Origin of the sequence: Sutcliffiella horikoshii (assembly GCF_002157855.1) — a bacterium.
GTDB lineage: Bacteria > Bacillota > Bacilli > Bacillales > Bacillaceae_I > Sutcliffiella_A > Sutcliffiella_A horikoshii_C.
On the sequence record NZ_CP020880.1, the window covers coordinates 919,862 to 940,313 of the forward strand.

Below are 20,452 nucleotides of genomic sequence, written 5' to 3' on the forward strand. Positions count from 1 at the left end.
AGGTTTCATTCTGGTCGTGCTAGCTATAAGTTACCATCTAAACGGATATTTAATAGCTCTTGATGTTTCACTATTTTTTGATATTATCCTTGTATACATAACTCCTATGTTTCTATTCACCATTTTACTGATCGGTGCTTTCCCATACGACCGAGGAGTGGGCAGGCAACAAACTTAACCTATCCCACTATAAATTTCCATAAATATTACACATCTTCCAGCAAGTCCAACACCTCTATTACGGTAAAATTAGGATATAAAGATAAATCCTAACATTTGAAAAGAGGAGATGTGGTTGGAGACTAAGCTGAATTCTAAAAAGTTCTTATTCTATTTTTTCGGTGGATATCTATTCTTGATTGTGGCGCTTATCTTTTTTTCTTCATCAGCAGATATTTCCGGTGGAGGTAGCACGGAAAATCTTAGGCAGTCGTTTGAAGAGGGTATAGCACATACGGAGAAAAAGAACGAGGAGAAAGCGAAAAAAGAGCCGTTATGGGATGTCCCGAACCACATTGCTGCACCAATCCTCATCATGGCATCCATACTCGATATTGTCATAATCCTTCTATGGGCGCGTAACGAGAACAGAAAGCGAGAGGCTCAAGAAGCTGGTACCATCCCGGTTAAGAAGAGGTGGACTGATAGCAAGTGGTTCTGGCATATTATAGCTTTAGGAATTGTGCAGCCGAAAAATGGTAGAATAGTAGTTAATTGGCGCAATCTAGTGGCAGCTTTTGTACTGCTAACTGTATTGAAGTTTGCTATTTTAGAACAACTGTAAAAACGAGGTATCTACTAAAGCAATACCCTGACTTAAAGTTCGGTGCTCAATCTATCAATGATTATAAAAGCAACTTTACAAGAATGAATGTGCTTGCTCTATATTTTCTGCAAACCTTTTGGGTACACTATTTATATAGAACTCCAAGGAGGTTAAATTACATGAAAAAAAGGAAGCTATTAGGAGCCCTGACCATGGCTGCGGCCATCATATTATCCGGTTGTGCAGCAGTTGAAAATGAAGTGGAAGCGCCAAATACTAATCAAGCAAATAATGCAGAAGAAGAATCCCACGATGGTGGACACGGAGATCACTCCGGCATGGATATGTCCGGTTCAGGTGAGGTTCCTGAAGGATTGAAAGAAAAAGAAAATCCAACTTTTGAAGTAGGAAGCACGGCTACGATTACTGACGCGCACATGCCAGGTATGGAAGGTGCGGAAGCGACGATTGTCGGAGCCTATGAAACAACTGTCTATTCTATTTCTTATGACCCGACCGATGGCGGAGACAGAGTGGAAGACCATAAGTGGATCATCCATGAAGAAGTGAAAGATGCCCATGAAGAGCCCTATCAAGTTGGCGACGAAGTAGAAGTGGATGCCGACCATATGGAAGGCATGCAAGGTGCTACGGCAACCATTGACTCTGCTGAAGAAACAACGGTTTATATGGTGGACTTTACCCTCACTGACAGTGGCAAAGAAGTGACCAACCATAAATGGGTGACAGAGAGTGAGTTGTCAAAAGAAGAATAGGAATTGAAAAAAGCTTGGAAGCAGAGAGAAGTGGTTGTCTCTATTTCCAAGCTTTTTTTTATTAGTGGCTAATCATTTCCCTGCAAGCCGCCGCACAACGTCTACATGCTTCCGCACATTTCTGGCAGTGATCATGAGTATGCTTCCTGCACTCCTCTGCACATGCCTCGCATATTTCTGCACACAGGCTGCAAATCTGTTCCATAAAAGGACTGTTGGATTGGATTGCTCTTGCTGCAAGTGCACAAATATCCGAGCATTCTCTATCCAGTCGAATGCAGGCTGCCATCATGTTCACATCTTCCTCATTCAAACATGCATCAAAGCAGGTGTTACACGCCTCCATACAAGCAAGGCACTCCTCTAAACATTTTTGGTGCTGTTCATTACTTAACATAATTAAAAGCTCCTTTCAAAAGTAGTGTCCGTATTTGTTTACCCGTCAAATCAGGATAATAACTTAATAGGGGAAACTCCTAAGAATCTGTATATTTTTGTAACAAAACTAGAAAATGGATTGTATTTACAGTTAATATTTGAAATAATCAGAAATATAAAGCGGAAAAGGAGTGGACTGTATTGAAGGTGAAAAGGATTAAAGAACCAGTGGTTAAAAATCTGGAGGAACTCAAATTAACAGGGTTCCGGGTATTATGCGCGGGTGAAGAATATGCACTGGAAATACCGAAAGCTTCCAAACTATTAGAATCACGGCTGTCTGAAATTAAAAACGTAAAGAATAAAGATATTCAGTTTGGTGCCTTCATTGTGGATACCAACTCAGAAGAGGAAGATGGATACTTGGTGGCGGTCGAAGTGGAGGAGTTTGAAAATACACCCGAAGGAATGTTCACGCTAACTGTTCCTGCACAAAGGTATGCGTCAGCAAATTATGAAGGTCCAAACATAGGCATTTTTAACGCATATGAAGAATTACATAGCTGGGCTGCAGAGCAAGGTCACAAAAGACTTAAAGACAAATGGCATGTCGAGAAATTCAAGTCTTGGGAGGATCCCAATAACTTAGTAGTGGAATTATTAGATACGATTGAATAAAGGGGGAAGTCAAATGACTGAGAAATTATGGAGAGTGGGAACGACGTATATTCCAGTTATAGATGTTAAAGCTTCTGCTGACTGGTATGTAAGCAAATTGGGAGCAGAATTGAATTACCACGATCAAGACAAAGCAATTATTAACCTTGCAGATCAAAGTCTGTTTCTTGTAAAAGCGAAAGAAGGTCAAACTTCGAATTTTATAGATGTAAAGGGACAGGTGCGCTTCTCTTTAACTTTTGAAGTAGATGGTCAAAGCGCTCTAGAGAGTATGCACCATGATTTTATTAACAAAGGAATCAAGGTAGGCGAAATAGAAAATAGAGGCCATGTCGGAAGAAATTTTGTATTTGAAGATCTAGATGGGAATAAATTTGATGTGTGGAGCGAGTTGAGTCCTACATTTCGAAAGAAACAAGTAAAATAAATGGTTTTAGTATTATGCTTTCTATTAAGCTAGAACAATTAAACAAACAAATTTTCTCTTGCAATGGTTAACGATATTGATTATCATTATCAACGACACAACTATTTTACTACATATCATTGGAGGAGAAAATTTTGAAGCGAAAAACATTACCTTTTATTTCTGCAATGTTTGCTATCATTCTGTTATTAACAGCGTGCGGAAATGAAAATAATAGTACAAATAATGGATCGGCGTCAAATGACGCAGATAAACAAGATAAACGAGTAGTTGAGCATCTTTATGGTGAAACTGAAATTCCAGAAAAGCTTGATCGTGTTCTATCCTTACGTCCTTCTTTTACTGACCACATTCTTGCATTAGAGGAAAAACCCTTTGCAGTAACAGGAGAAGAACAATATGGGGGAGGATATATCCCGTATCTTGCAGATCAATTAGATGGTGTTGAGATTGTTGGAAATCAAGCATCCATTGATTTAGAAAAAATATTATCTCTAAATCCTGATTTAATCTTAATTGACGACTATGTAGCTTCACAGGTGTATGAAGATTTAAATAAAATTGCTCCAACCATTGTCATTGGGACAGAGGATCCGGATGCGCAAAATGATCCGGACTATTGGCAAGAAGATTTCCTTAAAATTGCAGAAATCTATGGAAAAACAGAACTTGCTGAGAAAAAGATTAAGGAGTTAGATCAGAAGGTTGCAGCAGCTAAGGAAGAAATAAGTAAACTCGAAAGCAAAAATCTTGCATTTCTTCGTATTCGCAAAGATGCAATACAGCTTTATGCTGAATCAGGACATCCCATGAACTCTCTTCTTTATAAGGATTTAGGGTTTATGCCATCTGACCTTACAGATCCAGAAGAACGTAAAGACCTATCTTTAGAAGTTGTACCAGATATGAATGCAGATTATATTTTTCTTCAAGTGGATTCCTCAGGAGGGCCAGACAATTTGTCCACAATTAAAGAAAGTCCTCTATGGCAAGGTCTATCTGCCGTCAAAAATAATAATGTAGAGGAAACTGACTTTTGGATCTACAAAGGCTGGGGTGTCATCGGACGTACACAAATCATCGATGAAGTTCTTTCCTATATAAAGTAATCATTAAAAAGGTTGAATTCATAATTCAACCTTTTTATCGTTGATTGTCAGAGATCAGCGGACATGTTCCACAACATCTACTTTTGTCCCCCTCATGCAAAAGATAGGCCAAACAGCAATGGTTCCGAACATAAAACGATTCTTTCCCATCTTCTGAAGTGTATAAACGATACTGGTGCTGGTACGTGTCCCCATTTTTTAATTTTACTTCATATATTTCTAACAGGAAATGAAGTGTTTCTTCAATTAAGTGATTTTTCTCAGGTAAGACATCTTTAAGTGTGGCTGATTTTTGCACAAGATTGTGGCTGACCAAAGAGTGCATATGACTTTCCTTACTTTTGGTTTCTTTCGCAATAACAGCGAAGAGTGGCAAAAGGTGCTCGGTGAAAAATGTTCTCTTTAATTCTTCTTTTTGTTCACGATCTAGGTGATCTGAATGTAGAATTGCATTTGGGGATAGTGTATAACGCATGCCACCATTGTTGCGCAGCACGATACCTACATTAGAAGGACGGAGATCTAGTAAAATACCATATTGTATGTACATATCTAAAAAGGCCATGGCAAGCACTGAATATCTTTTACCAAAAATTGTTCCCGTAATAGTAGGTGCACATTGATTCATTTGGCTAGTTTGAACTTTAGTCATATGTCTTACTACATCAGTATCTTCAATGAGGTTATGGACCATGATCGATTCAGGTTCATGGCCTATGGAAATAAAGTACTTGTTTTTAATGTAATCATTTATTTCTGAAAGTTGCATGGGTACTCACTCCTAATTGCATTTCTAAGTCGAATAACTTAATGATAATGGTTTTCAATTTCATTGTAAATGAAAATCATTATTGACGTACTAAGCTTGTTATCCTATCATTAATAGATGATAATGATTCTCAATTTAGTAAAAAAGTATTAAAAGGCGGAATAGATAATGAGTTTACGAGAAAGAAACACAGAAGAAACAGCTACTTCTGTAAAAGTAAATAAGGATTCAGAGAAAATTAATTCTAGACCGATAGTTGCAACCGTAATTCTTTTTGCTGGACTATTATTATTAGTCCTATCACTAGGGACGTCTATTTCTTTCGGAGCTGCGGAAATTGATTTGAAAACGGTGTGGGAAGGCGTTTTTCAATATGATTCTTCTTTAACCACGCACCAAATTATTCAAGAGTTACGTATGCCGCGCGCGTTGGCAGCGGCAATTGTGGGGGCTTTCCTAGCTGTATCAGGAGCAATTATGCAGGGTATGACTAGGAATCCTCTTGCATCACCTTCCATTATGGGGATAAGTGCAGGATCTGCGTTTATGATAGCGATAGCCTTTGCCTTTTTTCCTGGCACTACCTATTTAGGATTAATGGGTATGTCCTTTATCGGAGCAGGACTAGCTGCAGCCATTGTTTTCGGAATAGGGGCCTTTTCAAAGGGGGGATTGACTCCAGTTAAGTTAGCCCTTGCAGGTACTGCAGTTGGAGCGCTTTTAAGTTCAATTTCTTCCGCTATTGCTATCCACTACAATGTTGCTCAAGATATGAGCTTTTGGTATGCAGGTGGAGTAGCAGGGACGAAATGGATTAGTATTCAACTTTTAATACCAATTGCATTAATTGGAATAGGGTTAGCGATGGTCTTGTCGCGATCGATTACTGTACTTAGTCTTGGAGACGATGTTGCCAAAGGGCTCGGGCAAAAAACAGGATTAGTTAAGGTCTTTGGGACGGTCGTCGTTCTTCTTTTAACTGGGGCGGCAGTTAGTGTGGCAGGTACAATTGGCTTTATTGGCCTTGTGATACCGCATATTACAAGATTTTTGGTTGGGATGGATTATCGTTGGATTATTCCATGTTCTGCTATCTTAGGGGCACTATTATTAGTACTTGCCGACTTAGGAGCTAGGATGGTCAATCCACCTTTTGAAACACCGGTCGGTGCAATAACAGCACTTATCGGTGTACCATTTTTCCTTTACCTTGCAAGAAATGAAGGGAGGGGACTTTGATGCAATCTAATAGAAAGATTACTTTGGCTATAGCCATCATTGTTGCCATGATATTTTTCACTTTTTTCGCAAGCTTGAATATGGGATATATTCGAATTGCTCCAATTGATGTAATTCAAACGCTATTTGGTTTTGGTACAGAGAAAGACGAACTTGTATTATTCGATTTTCGATTGCCTCGCATGGTTATTGCTTTGTTAATTGGAGCAGGACTTGCTGTATCAGGTGCCATTTTACAAGCCGTATCGCAGAACGGTTTAGCTGACCCAGGTATACTTGGAATTAATGCAGGGGCTGGTTTGGCTGTCGTACTTTTTATTTATTTCTATCAAGGCTCTTCCACTAGTCTTGGATTGGACTCTATCTTTTTAATGCCGTTAGCTGCCCTACTTGGAGGGATATTTGCAGCATTTCTTATCTATACCATTGCCTGGAAAAAAGGAGTTACTCCAATAAGGCTGATTTTAGTAGGAATTGGTGTTAACGCGGCATTTGGTGCAGCATTAATCATATTTCAGCTACGGATGGATCCAAGAGATTTTATGCAAGCAACCATATGGCTTTCTGGAAGTATTTGGGGAACGAACTGGAAATTTGTATTAGCTGTATTGCCCTGGATATTCATTTTAATTCCCTATACCATTTACAAGGCACGCTATTTAAACATTCTCAATCTAGGCGATCAGATTGCAACCGGATTGGGTGCGGCTGTTGAAAGAGAAAGAAGATTACTACTGGTTTTATCAGTAGCACTAGCAGGTAGTTGTGTAGCAGTTGGTGGTGGTATAGCGTTTCTTGGATTGGTTGCACCTCATCTAGCACGACGCATTGTAGGACCTAAACACCAAGCAATGTTACCGACCTCTGCATTGATGGGAGCTTTGCTTCTATTAATAGCAGACACCATTGGACGTAATCTCCTTGCACCGTCTGAAATCCCTGTAGGTATTGTTGTATCTGCTATTGGTGCACCTTATTTTATCTATCTATTAATGAAAACCAATTAGAAAGGATGGGTAATATGACGAGATTATCCACGCAAAAGCTTGGAATAGCATATGGGGACTTGGATATTGTAACAGGACTTGATTTAGAGATACCAGAAGGGAAAATCACAACAATTATCGGACCAAATGGTTGTGGAAAATCTACAATTTTAAAGACCATGTCACGTATATTGGAGGCTAAAACAGGGGCTGTGTATTTGGATGGAAAAGCGATTCATAAAACACCAACAAAAGAAATTGCGAAGAAAATGGCAATTCTCCCCCAAACTCCAGAGGCGCCTAATGGATTAGACGTCACAGAACTTGTTTCATATGGCCGCTTTCCTCATCAAAGAGGATTTGGACGTCTGGGCAAGGAAGATAAGGAAATTGTACATTGGGCTCTGGAGGTAACAGGGATGATGCCATATGCGAAGCGTCCTATAGAGGCTCTGTCTGGTGGACAACGACAAAGGGTGTGGATTGCAATGGCCCTGGCCCAAGAAACAGATTTATTGCTATTGGATGAGCCAACAACTTATCTGGACATGGCCCATCAACTTGAAGTGTTGCAGTTACTAAAACAATTAAACGAAGGAGAAAAGCGAACAATTGTCATGGTCATCCACGATTTGAATCACGCAGCACGTTTTGCTCATCATATGATTGCCTTGAACAATGGAATGATTATTAAAGAAGGTAAACCAGATGAAGTGATGACATCAAAGGTACTTCGAGAAGCCTTCAATATTGATGCGGAAATCGTGCATGATCCTCGTAGTGGAAAGCCTGTTTGTTTAACCTATGACCTGGTTGGCGAGAGAGAGTCTAGTAGAACTGTTGATTTAGTCGGGGCGTTATAAAATTTATTAATGTCTGGTAAAGCAGGTTCCTTTTTAATAAGAGGGAACCTTTTTACTATAAATAAATATGTCCTGTCTGTTTCACAAATAAAAAGCACCAATCGTACATGGAGGGAGAGTAATAATGACTCATTCATTCAATCCAATAAAGGATGCTTGCACATATATGGAAAAATATTTTTCAGATGAAATTACCCTTGATATGTTGGCTGAATCTGCTGGAATGACTCCTAGTTATTTTTCAAAAAAATTCAAAGAGCAACTTGGAGTTAGTCCCATTCAGTATTTACTTGAAATCAGGATGAAGGTAGCTCGTGATCTTTTGAAGGAGCAAGAACAAAACGTAAAGCGAATATCACAAAAAATAGGATTTCAAGATGAGTTTTATTTTAGTAGGAAATTTAAATCATATTATGGAGTTTCCCCTCGTTTATATAGAAAAAAGATGGTTAGAGAAACTAAGCCAATGAAAAACTCTATATTATCCATAAGCAGTGACAAAAGAATTGTTGTAACTCTCCAAAGACTAGCAGACCCACTTATTGCATTGGGTATTAATCCTACAGCAATTGGCTGCTTTGGAACAACCATTGAAAATACGTATCTACACTCTCATATTTCTCCCCTGACCAAGGACCTTGGTGAATATCCTCCACAAAGAGAAGCTATTGAAAGTACTACTGATGTTATAATTGCCGACCAATGGAGAACCGGAGAGGAGTACCGAGAATATGCAGAAATCTCACCTACTGTAATCATCAGTGGAAAAGATTGGAGGGATTATCTCCAAAGAATTGCACAACTTTTTGGTATGGAACATCAAGGTGCAGAATTATTGAGAGAGTATGAACAAAAAGTCCAATATGCTAAACAAAAACTGCGTCAGAGCATCAATGAAAAACAAGTTATCATGTTAAGGGTCTTAAAACACGAGCTTCAAATATATAATCCTTCTCCATATGGAGTTGGTGGAGTTCTCTATAATGATTTAGGGTTAAAACCTCCCGAACCAATAAATAGTGCAGGAACTATGAGGACAATTAGTTTATCAGAATTAGCTATCTTAAACCCTGATTATATTTTTGTAGAAATCGTTCCCTGGCTGAATGGCTCTTCTGAATACTTTCAAGAATTTATTAAGGACTCGACAGAATGGAGTAAAATAAACGCTGTACGAAATGAGAAAGTAGCCTTTGTAGAAAACAATCTTTGGGTTGAAGGGGACGGAATTATTGGTAGGACTATGATGGTGGAAGAAATCCTACGAATATTAAGTCCATTATGAAAGATAAAAAAATCCATCTTTTGTTGCGGATTATCTATTTTTATTTCACCTAATATTAAGTAAAATTATCAGTGGGAATGAAAATCATTATCACCTAGAAAGAGTGGGATAAAATGAAGACGAAAAATAGATACACCATTATTCATGTTTTTATTGCTGTAATGTTGTTACTAGTTGCTGGTTGCAGCCAAACGGAGAAAAACACTGTTGAGACTCAAGCAACTAATTCAACAGAAGGGAATTCCAGTAAAACAAGGGTAATAGAACACAGCTTGGGTGAAACAGAAATACCAGAAAATCCGGAACGTATTTTTGTAACATTACAACGAATTGCAGATCCAATGCTGGCTCTTGGAATAAAACCACATGCTATTAGTGCTTATGGAGATCTTAGCTATTTGGATGGACAATTAAATGAAGTCAAGGTTTTTGACGAATACCCTCTAAATGTAGAAGCAATCTTAGCAGAAGCACCTGATTTAATTGTGGCAGATCCTTGGACAGATCAAGAAAGATACGAGCAATTAAGCAAAATTGCACCAACAGTCGTTATTGATGGTAATGATTGGAGAGAATTTTTCCCTAATGTTGCTGAAGTGTTTGGGAAAGAGAAGGAATATAAGCAATGGATGGAAGCCTATAAGAAAAAGGCGGACGAAGCAAAGGCACAGTTGGAGAAAGAACTAAAAGATGAAACGGTAATGATCCTTCGTGTTCAGCAAGACTTTATCGGTGTCTGGAGTGGATCTGGTGGCGCAAGCGCCGTCCTGTTTGAAGACTTAGGATTAACTCCGCATGAAAAGGTAACAAACGATTGGAATGAGCTTTCTCTTGAAGCGCTTCCTGACTTTGATGCAGATCATATTTTTCTCGAAGTTAGAAGTACAGCTGAGGGCTCACAAAAATACTTTGATGATAATATGAAAGACAGTTCAATATGGAATAACATGAAAGCTGTGAAAAATGGAAACGTTTATCCCGTATCTTCAGATGTTTGGGTTGAAGGGGATGGACCTATAGGTCGCGACCAAATTATTGATCAAGTGCTGGAAGACTTAACAGGAAATTAATTGTATGCAAAAGGAGGAAAGTCGTTGATTCAACGGCTTTTCGTTTTAGAAATTCATAAAAAGGAGTGTGTAAAATGAGAACATATAGTGACACATTTTTAGAAGAAAATTTCTATCTTAGAAAGACTGATCATCCTAATATGCTTTTTACGGTTAATTTATATAAGTTAATTCATGAAAATAAAATGAAGGAATTCATTGATAATTTCGGGCCGAAGATTAAAGCATGCAATTCCGATGTTGTAGCTACATACTTTGCAAAATATTTAGGATGGGCATTGTCTGGGTATCATTATATACTATCACTTGGCGATACGTTTGAATTCTCATTAAAAAATACCGAACTACAAATATTCTATGATAAAAAATACGATTATTATGGGTTGTCCTTTAAAATTATTGATTTTACTTTAATGCCTACCCTAACGAAAAAGCCAATAATTGAAGATTTTTATTTAAATTTCGTTACTCCCCTTTTACAAACCTTCGTAACAAGTTCCAACGTGAAAATTAGAGATCTATGGGGGCAAGTAGCTATTGGTGTCTACCATGGCCATGATAACAATTTAGAATTAGCTCAAACAGATGAAGAAAAGGAATCCATATTAAATTTTTTTCAATTCATCACGAAAGAGTTAAAGCCAGGATTTTTTTCAGCAAAGAGAAATCCTCTTGATATCACCTTCAGAATGACAGAAAGTCCAACCAAACCAGGAGAACTGCAACGATTAAACCCCACCTGTTGCTTGTATTATCAAACCGAAGGAGCTACTACTATGTGCTTTGGCTGTCCAAGGATGAATGAAGAGGAACGGGATAAGAGAAGGGAAGAAATAAGAGCCAAAAATGCCGGGTAAAGTAATCAAAGTACCTTAACCAAGCAAGGTGTAGAATTTGCAAGGATTCCTTGTAGAAGTTCACTAATCGACTAAAGCTCTATTCTTTTACTTAATAGATTACTAATTCTATAAGATCAGGTATACTCTTTTTGTAATCGAAATTTTAAATTTAAAAATGGAAATATGTTAAAGTTAGTGTATCTATATGATTGAGAGGCTAGAATGAATAAAAAATAACGCTTTACTCGCATAGTTAGGAGGAAAAATATGACAAATAATACTGCTAGTGATAAGAGTCTATCACCAGAACAAACTGTAGAATTAATATCTGCTTTAAAGAAACGGTTTGAGAAAAACATGCAACGCCATGAAGAGATTGAATGGGATAAAGTTCAGGCGAAGTTGGAAAATAGTCCAGAAAAAATTTGGTCTCTCTCCGAAATGGAACGTACCGAAGGGGAGCCAGATGTAATTGGTTATGATAAGGAAAAGGATGAGTTTCTATTTTGCGATTGCTCTAAAGAGAGTCCTAAGGGCCGCAGAAGTGTGTGTTACGACCGCGCGGCACTAGAGGCAAGAAAAAAGTTTAAGCCGGAAAATAGTGCAATGGATATGGCCGCTGAAATGGGAATTGAACTGTTGACAGAAGAGCAATATCGAGAGTTACAAAAGATTGGAGAGTTCGATTTAAAAACATCCAGCTGGGTGCAAACACCTGAAGAAATTAGAAAGCTTGGCGGTGCATTATTCTGTGATCGTCGCTTTAATCACGTTTTCGTGTACCACAATGGAGCTGACTCTTACTATGGTGCACGGGGATTCCGTGGGATGCTAAGGATATAAATATATTTTATATAGACGTAGAAGGGATACATTCTTCTGCGTCTTTTATTTTTTATATAAAAATTGGAAACTTTTCTAGCTTTTAATCGTATTTAAACAAGAGCGAATAAACAATTATATGGTAAGGAGGCATTACATATTAATTGAAAACAGTAGTCAGCAAAATATTAATAGTAGTAATTATCCCAATACTTTTCGTCCTCTGGTTTCATAACCATAAAGTTATTAATGAGGACTATACTAAACTAACCATTAAAATGCCAAATGAGGGCGTGACAGTCATTGATGAGAAGAAACGGATTGAAGAAATCATTGATACTATTAATGAAAGTCCACGAAGTTTTGGAACAGAAAAACCTTGGTACAACTATGAACTTGCTAGCCTTATTTTCGAAAATGAAAGTGGAGATAGCAAGGCGCTTCATTATATGACGGAGAACCAAAATATCAAAATAAGATTTGGTGAGATTGATACGGATCTAGTGTTTGAGGAAGAGGACTTTCAAGAGAGTGAGAACGCATCAGCACCTGTGATGGGGGAAGTTCAGGAAGTGATACTAGAACATGGAACCGTGGAAACATATAGCATCAATGAGCAAACGTTCGAAATTATTCCTTATCATCAACCATATTTAGATTTCATGGAAGAGCTGGAAGCAACGCAAGGTGATCGGGAGGAACTGTTTTCAGCTCATGTCGTTAAGCCTTTCAGTAAAGAAATTTATGGCCATGAATATTCCTCCAGGGATGATCCCTTCTACGTTGCGCCAGTTAATACGGATAAAATGAAAGAAATGATTATACAACTGGATGATCAGTATGAGGAGATTAGTAGATTTATTAAAGAGGGGTTAGAAGACTCTACCGCTTTACTGACTGGAAGCGAAAAGGTCAGAATCTATCTTCAGCCTCATAGTCCGGATTTCAATTACTTAGAAATGGGTGGGGTTGTGGCATTTGCTGCAGATAAAGATGTGATGGTTCTGCAAATCGATCCGCGAAAGTACACGGAAAAGAGTATCAAACAAACTATCGCACACGAATTCCACCATGTAGTCACAATGGAAGTCTCAGACTGGGCCTATCGTAAACATCATCTTTTGGAGCGGGTAATCATGGAAGGGAAGGCAGACACATTTGGAAAATTGGTGTATGAAGACTATGATGTTGCATGGATTGAACCTCTGAATCCTGAAGCGACGGAAAGAGTTTGGAGTTTCATTGAAGAAAATAAGGGTTCGTATGAAATGGAAGATTTGACGATGCTACATATGGGACAGCCATCATCTGGTTTTCCTAAATGGTCTAACTACAGAATCGGGTATCGGATTATGGAAGATTTTTTGAAGCGGAATCCAGAACTCACTTTAGAGCAATGGACTGAGATGAGAGCGGATGAGATTTTGGAGTTAAGTGGATTTGGAGTGGGAGACTAAAGGAAACTTACTTTGTGGCAGTGAATCAAGACACGAATTGTTCCATTGAAAGGAAAAACGGTAAGAGAGAGAGCCTCTCTACGCCCGAAAAGTTGAAATGAAAGAGAAAACGGTAACAGAGAGGCCATCTCAAGACCCGAAGCATTGCTATGAAAGGGAAAACGGTAACAGAGAGGCCTTCTCAAGCCTCGAAGCATCGCTATGTAAGCAAGAACGGTAACAGAGAGGCCATCTCAAGACCCGAAAAGCTCAAATGTAAGTCAAAACGGTAACAGAAGGAGGGGATTCTGAATGGGCGATGCTATTTTTCAATTTGTTGTATTTGGACTTATTATACTTGGTAGTCTATCTTTCACTCTATTTATCCGAAGGCTGCTTATTAATGCATCTTACAAAAATCAAAGATTAAAGAACATCGAGCAAAAGTTAGACATTATAATAGAGAATATGGAGAAAGTAGATTCATCTAATTAAATTACATATTGATGTTGTTCAAAGGAGAGAACTCACAATGGAAATAAGAAAGCTAACCCCAACTGATGCAGAAAACTATAGAACCATTAGGTTGGAGGCATTGAAAAATAAACCGGAAGCATTCAGCTCTAGTTATGAAGATGAAATAGATTATTCAGTTGAAAAATATAGAGGAAGATTTAACAATGACCACACCTACACCTTTGGAGCTTTTAAAGGAGATAATCTGGTCGGTACGGTGACCTTAATATGTGAGACAAAGAAGAAAATCAAGCATAGAGCTACTATAGTAGCCATGTATGTGAAGCCTGATCAAAGAAAATTAGGCGTTGGAAAAGCTCTTATGAATGAAGCAATAAACAAGGCCAAAGATTTAAAGGAGATTGAACAAATCTATCTCGCAGTGACAGCGGGAAATGAATTTGCAAAGCGGTTATATACATCACTGGGTTTTGTTACATACGGAGTAGATAGAAATGGTTTGAAGATCGAAGACACCTATTTTGACGAAGAATTGATGGTTTTGGAGCTGTAACTCTTTTTTAGGGGAAATTTAAGGGGGGAGCTAATGAGAGTTTTTCTTTTACTATGTCTGATTGTTCTTTCAGGTTGTGAGATGGGTACAGAAGAAGTGACAGATATGAAGGAAGAAGAATTAATTCTGAAAAATGATGTGATTGATACTTTTTTAATCAATGGACAAGAATTTGAAATTTATCCGTGGTATGGATATTATGTTGAGTATTTGAAGGAGGACTATAGCTCAGCTGAAGCTAGGATTGACAATTTTCATAACGTCGTAGGAAACCCTTTGAGTAATGAAGTGCTGGGGTATGATTATGGTTATCAGAATAACATATACTTGAAGCCACCTTATAATAGAAACAAATTAAAAGATTATATTGTAAAATTAGATGAACGTCATAAAAAAATAGTAGAAGTAATTAAAGAAGCTTTGACTGATTCAACTATCCTTCTTTCAGGTGGAAATTATAAAATATATCTGGCTCCGTTTAATTCTGACGTGAATTCTGAAGAGTTCTTAGGAGTTACAGGATTTGCGCAACAAAACGCAATGGTTCTTATGCTAGATCCAGACAAAATATCAGACAAAAGCATTAGAGAAATTGTTGCCCATGAATACCATCACTTAGTGTATATGGAAATCTCTGATTATAACACACGGACGGCTCACCTTTTAGAAAAAGTTATTATGGAAGGAAAAGCAGAAACTTTCACCAAAATTCTTTATCCCGATTACGAAGTTCATTGGATTGAGCCATTAAGTAATGATGAAAAAGACAGAGTCTGGAGCTTCATGGATGAGAATAAATACTCCGTTAGTGAGGAAGATTACAGTGTGCTTAACAATGGCAGCATTTCAAAGGAGCTTCCTAGTTGGTCCAACTATAGAATGGGCTATCAAATTATGCAGGAGTATTTAGAGAAAAATCCTGGTTTACCAGTAGAAGAATGGACTGTTTTAAAAGCGGTAGAGATTATAGAAGAATTAGAATTTGAGAGTATAGAATAATTAAATTAATAGAACTTGTCTCACCAAGAGATAAGTTCTTTTTTTATTTTAATTCATAATACATTTATTGAATATCAATAAATAATCTGATATTATACTGTTAATTAATGTAAAAGTTTTGGAGAGAGGGATGAGGAATTGAAACAAACTTTATTGATATCATTTATCCTACTGTTATTTTTATCAGGATGTAATCGATACGTAGTGGCTGATATTCCAGCGGAAGGAACTTTTCATATGACCTTAATTAATAATACTGATATCGATGTGTACGGATATGAGGTCAGTTATTCCCAAGATGGGACACGTAGAGGCGGAAGTGGTGGAGGGCAGTATGCTGACAATTCAAAGATAAAAAAGGGGGACACGTTTACGCTGGATTTTAATCAGGTCAATTTCCTTCCTGACAAAGAGGTGACTTTCGTAATTACTGTATTTACAGGTAAGCATCAAACGGAAAAAGTAACGTTAAGTTCACCTGTTACCACTATGGTTTCAAATTTGGAAAGTACCTACTATGTGAAGATAGTTGGAGAAAATAAGGAAGAGTTAAGTATAAATTAGATGATGAAAGGAATTGTGAAATTGGAAAAAATTGTGGAACTAATTAAGTGTTCATTTCGTATAGGTAATGAATGTAATTTTCATAAAAGAAAGTAGAGGGAAAGATGAACACCAAGAAGAGATTCAGTTTCCGCAAAGCAATAAAATATATATCAGTATCATTGGTAAGTTTGGTAGTTCTGTGGATTGCGTTTCATCAAATAATGGTTTTTTTCGAAAAGAACAAGTATCAAGCTACTGGACAACTGGTAGAAGTGGATGGTAACAATATGCATGTTCATGTAGAAGGGGAGGGACCTAAAACTATCCTTCTACTTACTGGATTAGGGACGTCAGCGCGAGTGCTGGATTTTGAGCCGCTTAGAAGAAGTGGAGTCCATTGTCGGGATTGATCCAACACTTCCTGCTGCGGTTGATTATTTTGATGTACCTGTTCCTACCATGCCAGGCTTCCTTAGGGCTGTAGGTCCGAGTGGTATTGCAAGGATAGTGGTAGCGGGAAATGAGGAGGATTTTTTACCACTGTCAGCAAAAGGGACATACTCCACGGAAAATCTTGAGTTAACAAAAACTTTAACTGTCTGGAATGGCTACAATAAAAATATCATCATGGAAGCAAATGAGATTAGTAATAATATCGCTAAAACGATTAACATGTCTTTTCCGGCCGATATACCTGTAATGATTTTTACACCGAAGGAAGAAAAGACAAACCCTGCCGGGAAATCTACCATCACCTTTTATAAAGAACAATTAGAGAATGTAGAGAAAAATAAAATTGTTCCACTCGAAGGTCATCATTATTTACATTGGACAAATGCAGAAGAGATGAGTAAGCAAGTTGGGGAATTTATTAGCGAAAGTTAAAAAATGGGGGTATTAAAATGGCCAAACAGATAAAGTGGCTGGTAATTGGATTAATAGCAATTGTCTTAGTATTTTCCCTTTTTACTTTTACCTTGTTTAAAGAATCCCGAGGTTATGCACAGTATCATTCCGAGTCATTAATGAATGATACTTCCAGCCTGATAGGAAGCTTTCAAAGAAAACAAGAAGTCCTTCAGCAAATTATCCAAACAAGGACTTTGACACAAACTCAAGTAGATCTAATTCGAGAAGACACTTATATTCTAATAAACTATTATGAAGACTATAATCGTTTGGCGATGAATTTGGATCGATACGAAAATAAAGGATACTCCATCGTAGATGCGGCCTTTGTAACGGAAGCAGTCTTTAACCGTAAGATAGCCGAAATTCAAGGAACAGATCAAGTGAAGGTCAAACTGGACAATGAGTTTCTTGAAAAAATAGAGTTTCTAGTCGCATTCAATGAACGTTGTCTAAATACCTTAGGAAAACATGTGCGGGGATTCGTGATTACAGATACTTCTATGGAGACGACGGAGGAAAGGGTAGTATTAAGCGTAAATGGGATAAATGAAGATTTTTGGGTTGGAAATCTTGAAGCGTTTGGATAGAGAGGCATTTGAAAAGCAAAGTGATACAGAGAGTTTAATAAATTCGTGAAGGTAAATCGATTGATTCCAATGTGAGAGCAATTGCTGATGGATCAATTAATACTGTTGATACAAGCTTTTGGGATACGTTAACTTTCCAGACCACAAGACAAGGTGAGGAAAGCGATGAATAAACAAAGGAAAAGCTCGGGGCGGTATCCGAGCTTTTTTTTTTTTGATTTTGACCAATGAAGACTTGAGTTTCAAAACTTTTGGGTGACAGGAGTCTTCATAATGGTAATGAAGACCGGAGTTCCAAAATTTTAGGGTGACACGCGTCTTCATAATGGTAATGAAGACCGGAGTTCCAAAATTTTAGGGTGACAGGCGTCTTCATAATGGTGATGAAGACCGGAGTTCCAAAATTTTAGGGTGACAGGCGTCTTCATAATGGTGATGAAGACCGGAGTTCCAAAATTTTAGGGTGACAGGCGTCTTCATAATGGTAATGAAGACCTGAGCACCAATGTTTTTGAGTAACAGAAGTCTTCATAGGGCTTATGAAGACCGGAGTTCCAAAATTTTTAGGCTGTAGAGGTCTTCATCAAGGTCATGAAGACGTTAGTGCTAAGATTACCTGGTGACAGAAGTCTTCACCAATCACAACCCCGCAGATAAATGAATCTCCCCTTCAGGCAATTCATTCCCACTCTGAGGTTCCAACGTTATCGCAATGGTATCCCAATCTTCCAAAGCAGTCTGTTCGATGTTATGGAACACATATCCTTTACCTTGATTATCAATAGTAAAGTCGCCAGCCGGTATTGGTGAACCATCCTTCAACAGCCAAACCTGATACACTTCGTTTCCACTAAGCTCAGGTAAGTCCTGCGTTTGGATCATGACAGATAGTGCCTGCTCTTGTTGGAAAAGTGCTGCAAACCCGCTGCCGGCAGCATCTGATGGCTGCAATGTTACTACGTTATCAGGTTGTTTCAGTTCCTCAGCAGCTGACTCAGCTCCTTCCTCGTTTTGCAACATTAAGTAGCCGTTTCCAATCAATGAAAGCAATAGCGATGCGGCAAGTAATGTGGTTAGCCAAGGTTTCCTAGAAGCTGTAGTTTTATTAAAGGGTTCATCAACGACTTCCTTTTTAGATGCTATAGGTGTAACTAAAACATTCTCTGAATTAACATCTTCAGCAAATACATTATTCAAAATTCGCTTCTTCATTTCTGGTGGGGGTGAGGCCTGCTCTGACACAAGGGCAACATCTCCTAACAGATCTTGAAGTTCCATTAATTCTTCCTGACATTCGGGACAGGTGGCTAAGTGCTGTTCGAATTCTTCTCTCTCTGTTTGTGTTAGGTGACCATTGAAATAGTCCAACACTAACTCACATTTCTGACTCATATACTCCCCCTCCTATCTGCAAGCAACGGTTTCAGTTTTTTCAGCGCCAGCCGTATCCTTCCCTTTACAGTCCCAAGCGGTATGCCTGTCAAATCCGCTATTTTCTGCTGGGTATAGCCTTTAAAATACATGTAATGAACCATCTTCTTTTGGTCATCAGATAAGGTGGAGACCGCCTCTCTGATGACATTTTGCTCTTCTTTCCACTCTGTCTCTTTTTCGGTGGAGTCGTTAGATTGCAGAAATGGTTCAACATCTTCTATCGGGGCACTTTGTGTTCGTTGCTGCTTACGAATAATATCCAAGGCTTTATTACGGGCGATGGTAAACAGCCATGATCGAAACTTCCCTTTTGACGCGTCATAGATTCCTGTTCCCTGCCAAATTTTAATAAAGACATCCTGCATCGCTTCTTCGGCAATGTCGTGGTCATTTGTTATTTTCAATAAAAAAGAATACAAGATCTTTTCGTACCTGTCGTACAGTTCTTCCAGAGCGGTTTTATCTTTTTTCCTAATCCGCTCATACAGAAGAGAGTCCTTATTCTGCATAGGTTTTCTCCTTTTTTATGTGATTATCTTTATTATATCTTTGTTTATCTGTTTAAAAGAAGAAATAAGGCTTTCCTACATTCCTAACGGTGGAAAATGGGATTTAGATCAGTATTTTAGCATTCTAAGGTTCCTAAATAAGAAGGAGGATCCATATTTTTTACAAATGCTCTTGATTATTGAGTATTACCTGTTATATAGTGTATATATAGATATAAACAGTATAATACTTAATAAGAGGGGGATTTATGATGAACGAGCGTAGTAATGCTTGGTGGTTGGCGAAGTTTGAGATGAAGGCACAGTTAAAGGGTATTTTCTGGATGCTGTTTTTGCTTGTATTCTTAACCATGTTTTTTGTTACAGCACTTCCGATGTATTTGGCAGAAGGGGTAGGTGCAACTTTTTTTGATTTAGCATTTATTGTTGTGTTTGGTATGGCTGTGGCTTGGATAAAGCCTAAAGAATTTCAATATCAAAAAGTTGGAGATGAAATATGGGCTTCCCCATTCTTTATCGCTTTGAACCAGTTGCCAATTACAAAAAATGAATTAGTGAATAGCAGATATATTATTTTCTTTAGTTATACCCTGCCATACTACATATCCACGTTGGCAATTATTTATATCTTTACTCCAGAATTAAGAGAGGCTGCTGCCATCCCTGAATATCTAGCTTTTTCAGCACTGTGGATTTCTATAGGATCTTCACTTGGGTTATCCTTTGCAGTCAGTGACTCCGGAGATAGAGTGACGAACAAGCAAATGTGGCTTTATGGAATAGGCTTAACTGTTGGTGCAGTCGTGTTCTTTACATTAGCGCACTTCTTATTAGAAACGGGAATTGTTGCTTGGACCTTAGCCTTGTCTGTGAAATGGCCACTAATTGTATTGTTATTTGCAATAATATCATTCCTTCTATCGATTAATCTGTGGAAGGTTTACATGATAAGACAGATAGATAAGATGGATTATTTGAAATAAAGGGGAGGT

General features: G+C 38.0%; 26 protein-coding genes. 22 read left to right on the plus strand and 4 right to left on the minus strand.

Annotated elements, in window-relative coordinates:
* Positions 1–16: 16 nt before the first annotated feature.
* The 3 genes from B4U37_RS21855 to B4U37_RS04890 all read left to right on the plus strand — a co-directional run bounded on the left by B4U37_RS21855 (position 17) and on the right by B4U37_RS04890 (position 1,542).
* On the plus strand, positions 17–178 hold the full coding sequence (locus B4U37_RS21855; RefSeq protein WP_157663714.1) for a hypothetical protein: 162 nt from the start codon (positions 17–19) through the stop codon (positions 176–178).
* Positions 179–295: 117 nt separating this feature from the next.
* A complete protein-coding gene (locus B4U37_RS04885; protein WP_088017337.1) occupies positions 296–784 on the plus strand; it encodes a hypothetical protein in 489 nt (162 codons plus the stop codon).
* A gap of 161 nt (positions 785–945) precedes the next feature.
* Entirely contained in the window at positions 946–1,542 is a 597-nt protein-coding gene (locus B4U37_RS04890; RefSeq protein ID WP_088017338.1) for a YdhK family protein, read from the plus strand.
* Between the two features lie 61 nt (positions 1,543–1,603).
* Here the strand turns inward: B4U37_RS04890 and B4U37_RS04895 are convergent, their stop codons facing one another.
* Entirely contained in the window at positions 1,604–1,939 is a 336-nt protein-coding gene (locus tag B4U37_RS04895; RefSeq protein ID WP_088017339.1) for a four-helix bundle copper-binding protein, read from the minus strand.
* A 188-nt stretch (positions 1,940–2,127) separates the two neighbouring features.
* On the opposite strand from B4U37_RS04895, the gene B4U37_RS04900 reads away from it, so the two are divergent.
* The 3 genes from B4U37_RS04900 (at position 2,128) to B4U37_RS04910 (ending at position 4,134) form a co-directional block, all read left to right on the plus strand.
* Positions 2,128–2,598 (plus strand): GyrI-like domain-containing protein, encoded by a 471-nt coding sequence (locus tag B4U37_RS04900; protein ID WP_245840059.1) that lies wholly within the window; start codon positions 2,128–2,130, stop codon positions 2,596–2,598.
* 13 nt (positions 2,599–2,611) lie between these two features.
* Positions 2,612–3,025, plus strand: coding sequence for a VOC family protein (locus tag B4U37_RS04905; RefSeq protein ID WP_088017341.1), 414 nt, complete (start codon positions 2,612–2,614; stop codon positions 3,023–3,025).
* Between the two features lie 134 nt (positions 3,026–3,159).
* The gene (locus tag B4U37_RS04910) at positions 3,160–4,134 is read left to right on the plus strand and encodes an ABC transporter substrate-binding protein (protein ID WP_088017342.1); all 975 of its coding nucleotides are present in this window, start codon (positions 3,160–3,162) and stop codon (positions 4,132–4,134) included.
* Positions 4,135–4,168: 34 nt separating this feature from the next.
* Here B4U37_RS04910 and B4U37_RS04915 read toward each other — a convergent pair whose 3' ends face one another.
* Complete coding sequence (locus B4U37_RS04915) at positions 4,169–4,903, minus strand: (2Fe-2S)-binding protein (RefSeq protein WP_088017343.1); 735 nt, start codon at positions 4,901–4,903, stop codon at positions 4,169–4,171.
* Between the two features lie 168 nt (positions 4,904–5,071).
* Here B4U37_RS04915 and B4U37_RS04920 point away from each other — a divergent pair, with 168 nt between their 5' ends.
* The 15 genes from B4U37_RS04920 to B4U37_RS04985 all read left to right on the plus strand — a co-directional run bounded on the left by B4U37_RS04920 (position 5,072) and on the right by B4U37_RS04985 (position 17,517).
* Positions 5,072–6,142 carry a FecCD family ABC transporter permease gene (locus tag B4U37_RS04920; protein ID WP_088017344.1) on the plus strand — a complete coding sequence of 357 codons (1,071 nt, stop codon included), beginning with the start codon at positions 5,072–5,074 and terminating at the stop codon, positions 6,140–6,142.
* Positions 6,142–7,149 (plus strand): FecCD family ABC transporter permease, encoded by a 1,008-nt coding sequence (locus B4U37_RS04925; protein ID WP_088017345.1) that lies wholly within the window; start codon positions 6,142–6,144, stop codon positions 7,147–7,149. Before B4U37_RS04920 ends, B4U37_RS04925 begins: the two co-directional genes overlap by 1 nt.
* 14 nt (positions 7,150–7,163) lie before the next feature.
* A complete protein-coding gene (locus tag B4U37_RS04930; RefSeq protein WP_088017346.1) occupies positions 7,164–7,991 on the plus strand; it encodes an ABC transporter ATP-binding protein in 828 nt (275 codons plus the stop codon).
* Between the two features lie 124 nt (positions 7,992–8,115).
* Complete coding sequence (locus tag B4U37_RS04935; protein WP_088017347.1) at positions 8,116–9,276, plus strand: helix-turn-helix domain-containing protein; 1,161 nt, start codon at positions 8,116–8,118, stop codon at positions 9,274–9,276.
* A gap of 113 nt (positions 9,277–9,389) precedes the next feature.
* Positions 9,390–10,346 carry an ABC transporter substrate-binding protein gene (locus B4U37_RS04940; RefSeq protein WP_088017348.1) on the plus strand — a complete coding sequence of 319 codons (957 nt, stop codon included), beginning with the start codon at positions 9,390–9,392 and terminating at the stop codon, positions 10,344–10,346.
* Between the two features lie 74 nt (positions 10,347–10,420).
* Positions 10,421–11,203, plus strand: coding sequence for a (2Fe-2S)-binding protein (locus tag B4U37_RS04945; RefSeq protein ID WP_088017349.1), 783 nt, complete (start codon positions 10,421–10,423; stop codon positions 11,201–11,203).
* Between the two features lie 249 nt (positions 11,204–11,452).
* Complete coding sequence (locus B4U37_RS04950) at positions 11,453–12,028, plus strand: DUF4256 domain-containing protein (RefSeq protein ID WP_088017350.1); 576 nt, start codon at positions 11,453–11,455, stop codon at positions 12,026–12,028.
* 143 nt (positions 12,029–12,171) lie between these two features.
* Complete coding sequence (locus tag B4U37_RS04955) at positions 12,172–13,464, plus strand: DUF2268 domain-containing putative Zn-dependent protease (protein WP_088017351.1); 1,293 nt, start codon at positions 12,172–12,174, stop codon at positions 13,462–13,464.
* Positions 13,465–13,755: 291 nt separating this feature from the next.
* Complete coding sequence (locus B4U37_RS04960; RefSeq protein ID WP_010198842.1) at positions 13,756–13,938, plus strand: DUF4083 domain-containing protein; 183 nt, start codon at positions 13,756–13,758, stop codon at positions 13,936–13,938.
* A 37-nt stretch (positions 13,939–13,975) separates the two neighbouring features.
* Positions 13,976–14,473 (plus strand): GNAT family N-acetyltransferase, encoded by a 498-nt coding sequence (locus tag B4U37_RS04965; protein ID WP_010198845.1) that lies wholly within the window; start codon positions 13,976–13,978, stop codon positions 14,471–14,473.
* Between the two features lie 33 nt (positions 14,474–14,506).
* Positions 14,507–15,472 (plus strand): DUF2268 domain-containing putative Zn-dependent protease, encoded by a 966-nt coding sequence (locus B4U37_RS04970; protein WP_088017352.1) that lies wholly within the window; start codon positions 14,507–14,509, stop codon positions 15,470–15,472.
* A gap of 138 nt (positions 15,473–15,610) precedes the next feature.
* Positions 15,611–16,036 (plus strand): hypothetical protein, encoded by a 426-nt coding sequence (locus B4U37_RS04975; RefSeq protein WP_198317084.1) that lies wholly within the window; start codon positions 15,611–15,613, stop codon positions 16,034–16,036.
* Positions 16,037–16,103: 67 nt separating this feature from the next.
* Entirely contained in the window at positions 16,104–16,301 is a 198-nt protein-coding gene (locus B4U37_RS22345; protein WP_245840060.1) for a hypothetical protein, read from the plus strand.
* A gap of 86 nt (positions 16,302–16,387) precedes the next feature.
* Entirely contained in the window at positions 16,388–16,903 is a 516-nt protein-coding gene (locus tag B4U37_RS04980) for a hypothetical protein (RefSeq protein WP_245840061.1), read from the plus strand.
* A gap of 17 nt (positions 16,904–16,920) precedes the next feature.
* The gene (locus B4U37_RS04985) at positions 16,921–17,517 is read left to right on the plus strand and encodes a hypothetical protein (protein ID WP_088017354.1); all 597 of its coding nucleotides are present in this window, start codon (positions 16,921–16,923) and stop codon (positions 17,515–17,517) included.
* Positions 17,518–18,156: 639 nt separating this feature from the next.
* Here the strand turns inward: B4U37_RS04985 and B4U37_RS04990 are convergent.
* Both B4U37_RS04990 and B4U37_RS04995 read right to left on the minus strand, forming a co-directional pair.
* On the minus strand, positions 18,157–18,909 hold the full coding sequence (locus tag B4U37_RS04990) for an anti-sigma factor (protein WP_088017355.1): 753 nt from the start codon (positions 18,907–18,909) through the stop codon (positions 18,157–18,159).
* Complete coding sequence (locus tag B4U37_RS04995) at positions 18,906–19,460, minus strand: RNA polymerase sigma factor (RefSeq protein ID WP_088017356.1); 555 nt, start codon at positions 19,458–19,460, stop codon at positions 18,906–18,908. Before B4U37_RS04995 ends, B4U37_RS04990 begins: the two co-directional genes overlap by 4 nt.
* Positions 19,461–19,708: 248 nt before the next feature.
* Between B4U37_RS04995 and B4U37_RS05000 the strand changes: the two genes are divergently transcribed.
* Complete coding sequence (locus B4U37_RS05000; RefSeq protein ID WP_157663716.1) at positions 19,709–20,443, plus strand: ABC-2 transporter permease; 735 nt, start codon at positions 19,709–19,711, stop codon at positions 20,441–20,443.
* The last annotated feature ends 9 nt before the right edge of the window (positions 20,444–20,452 follow it).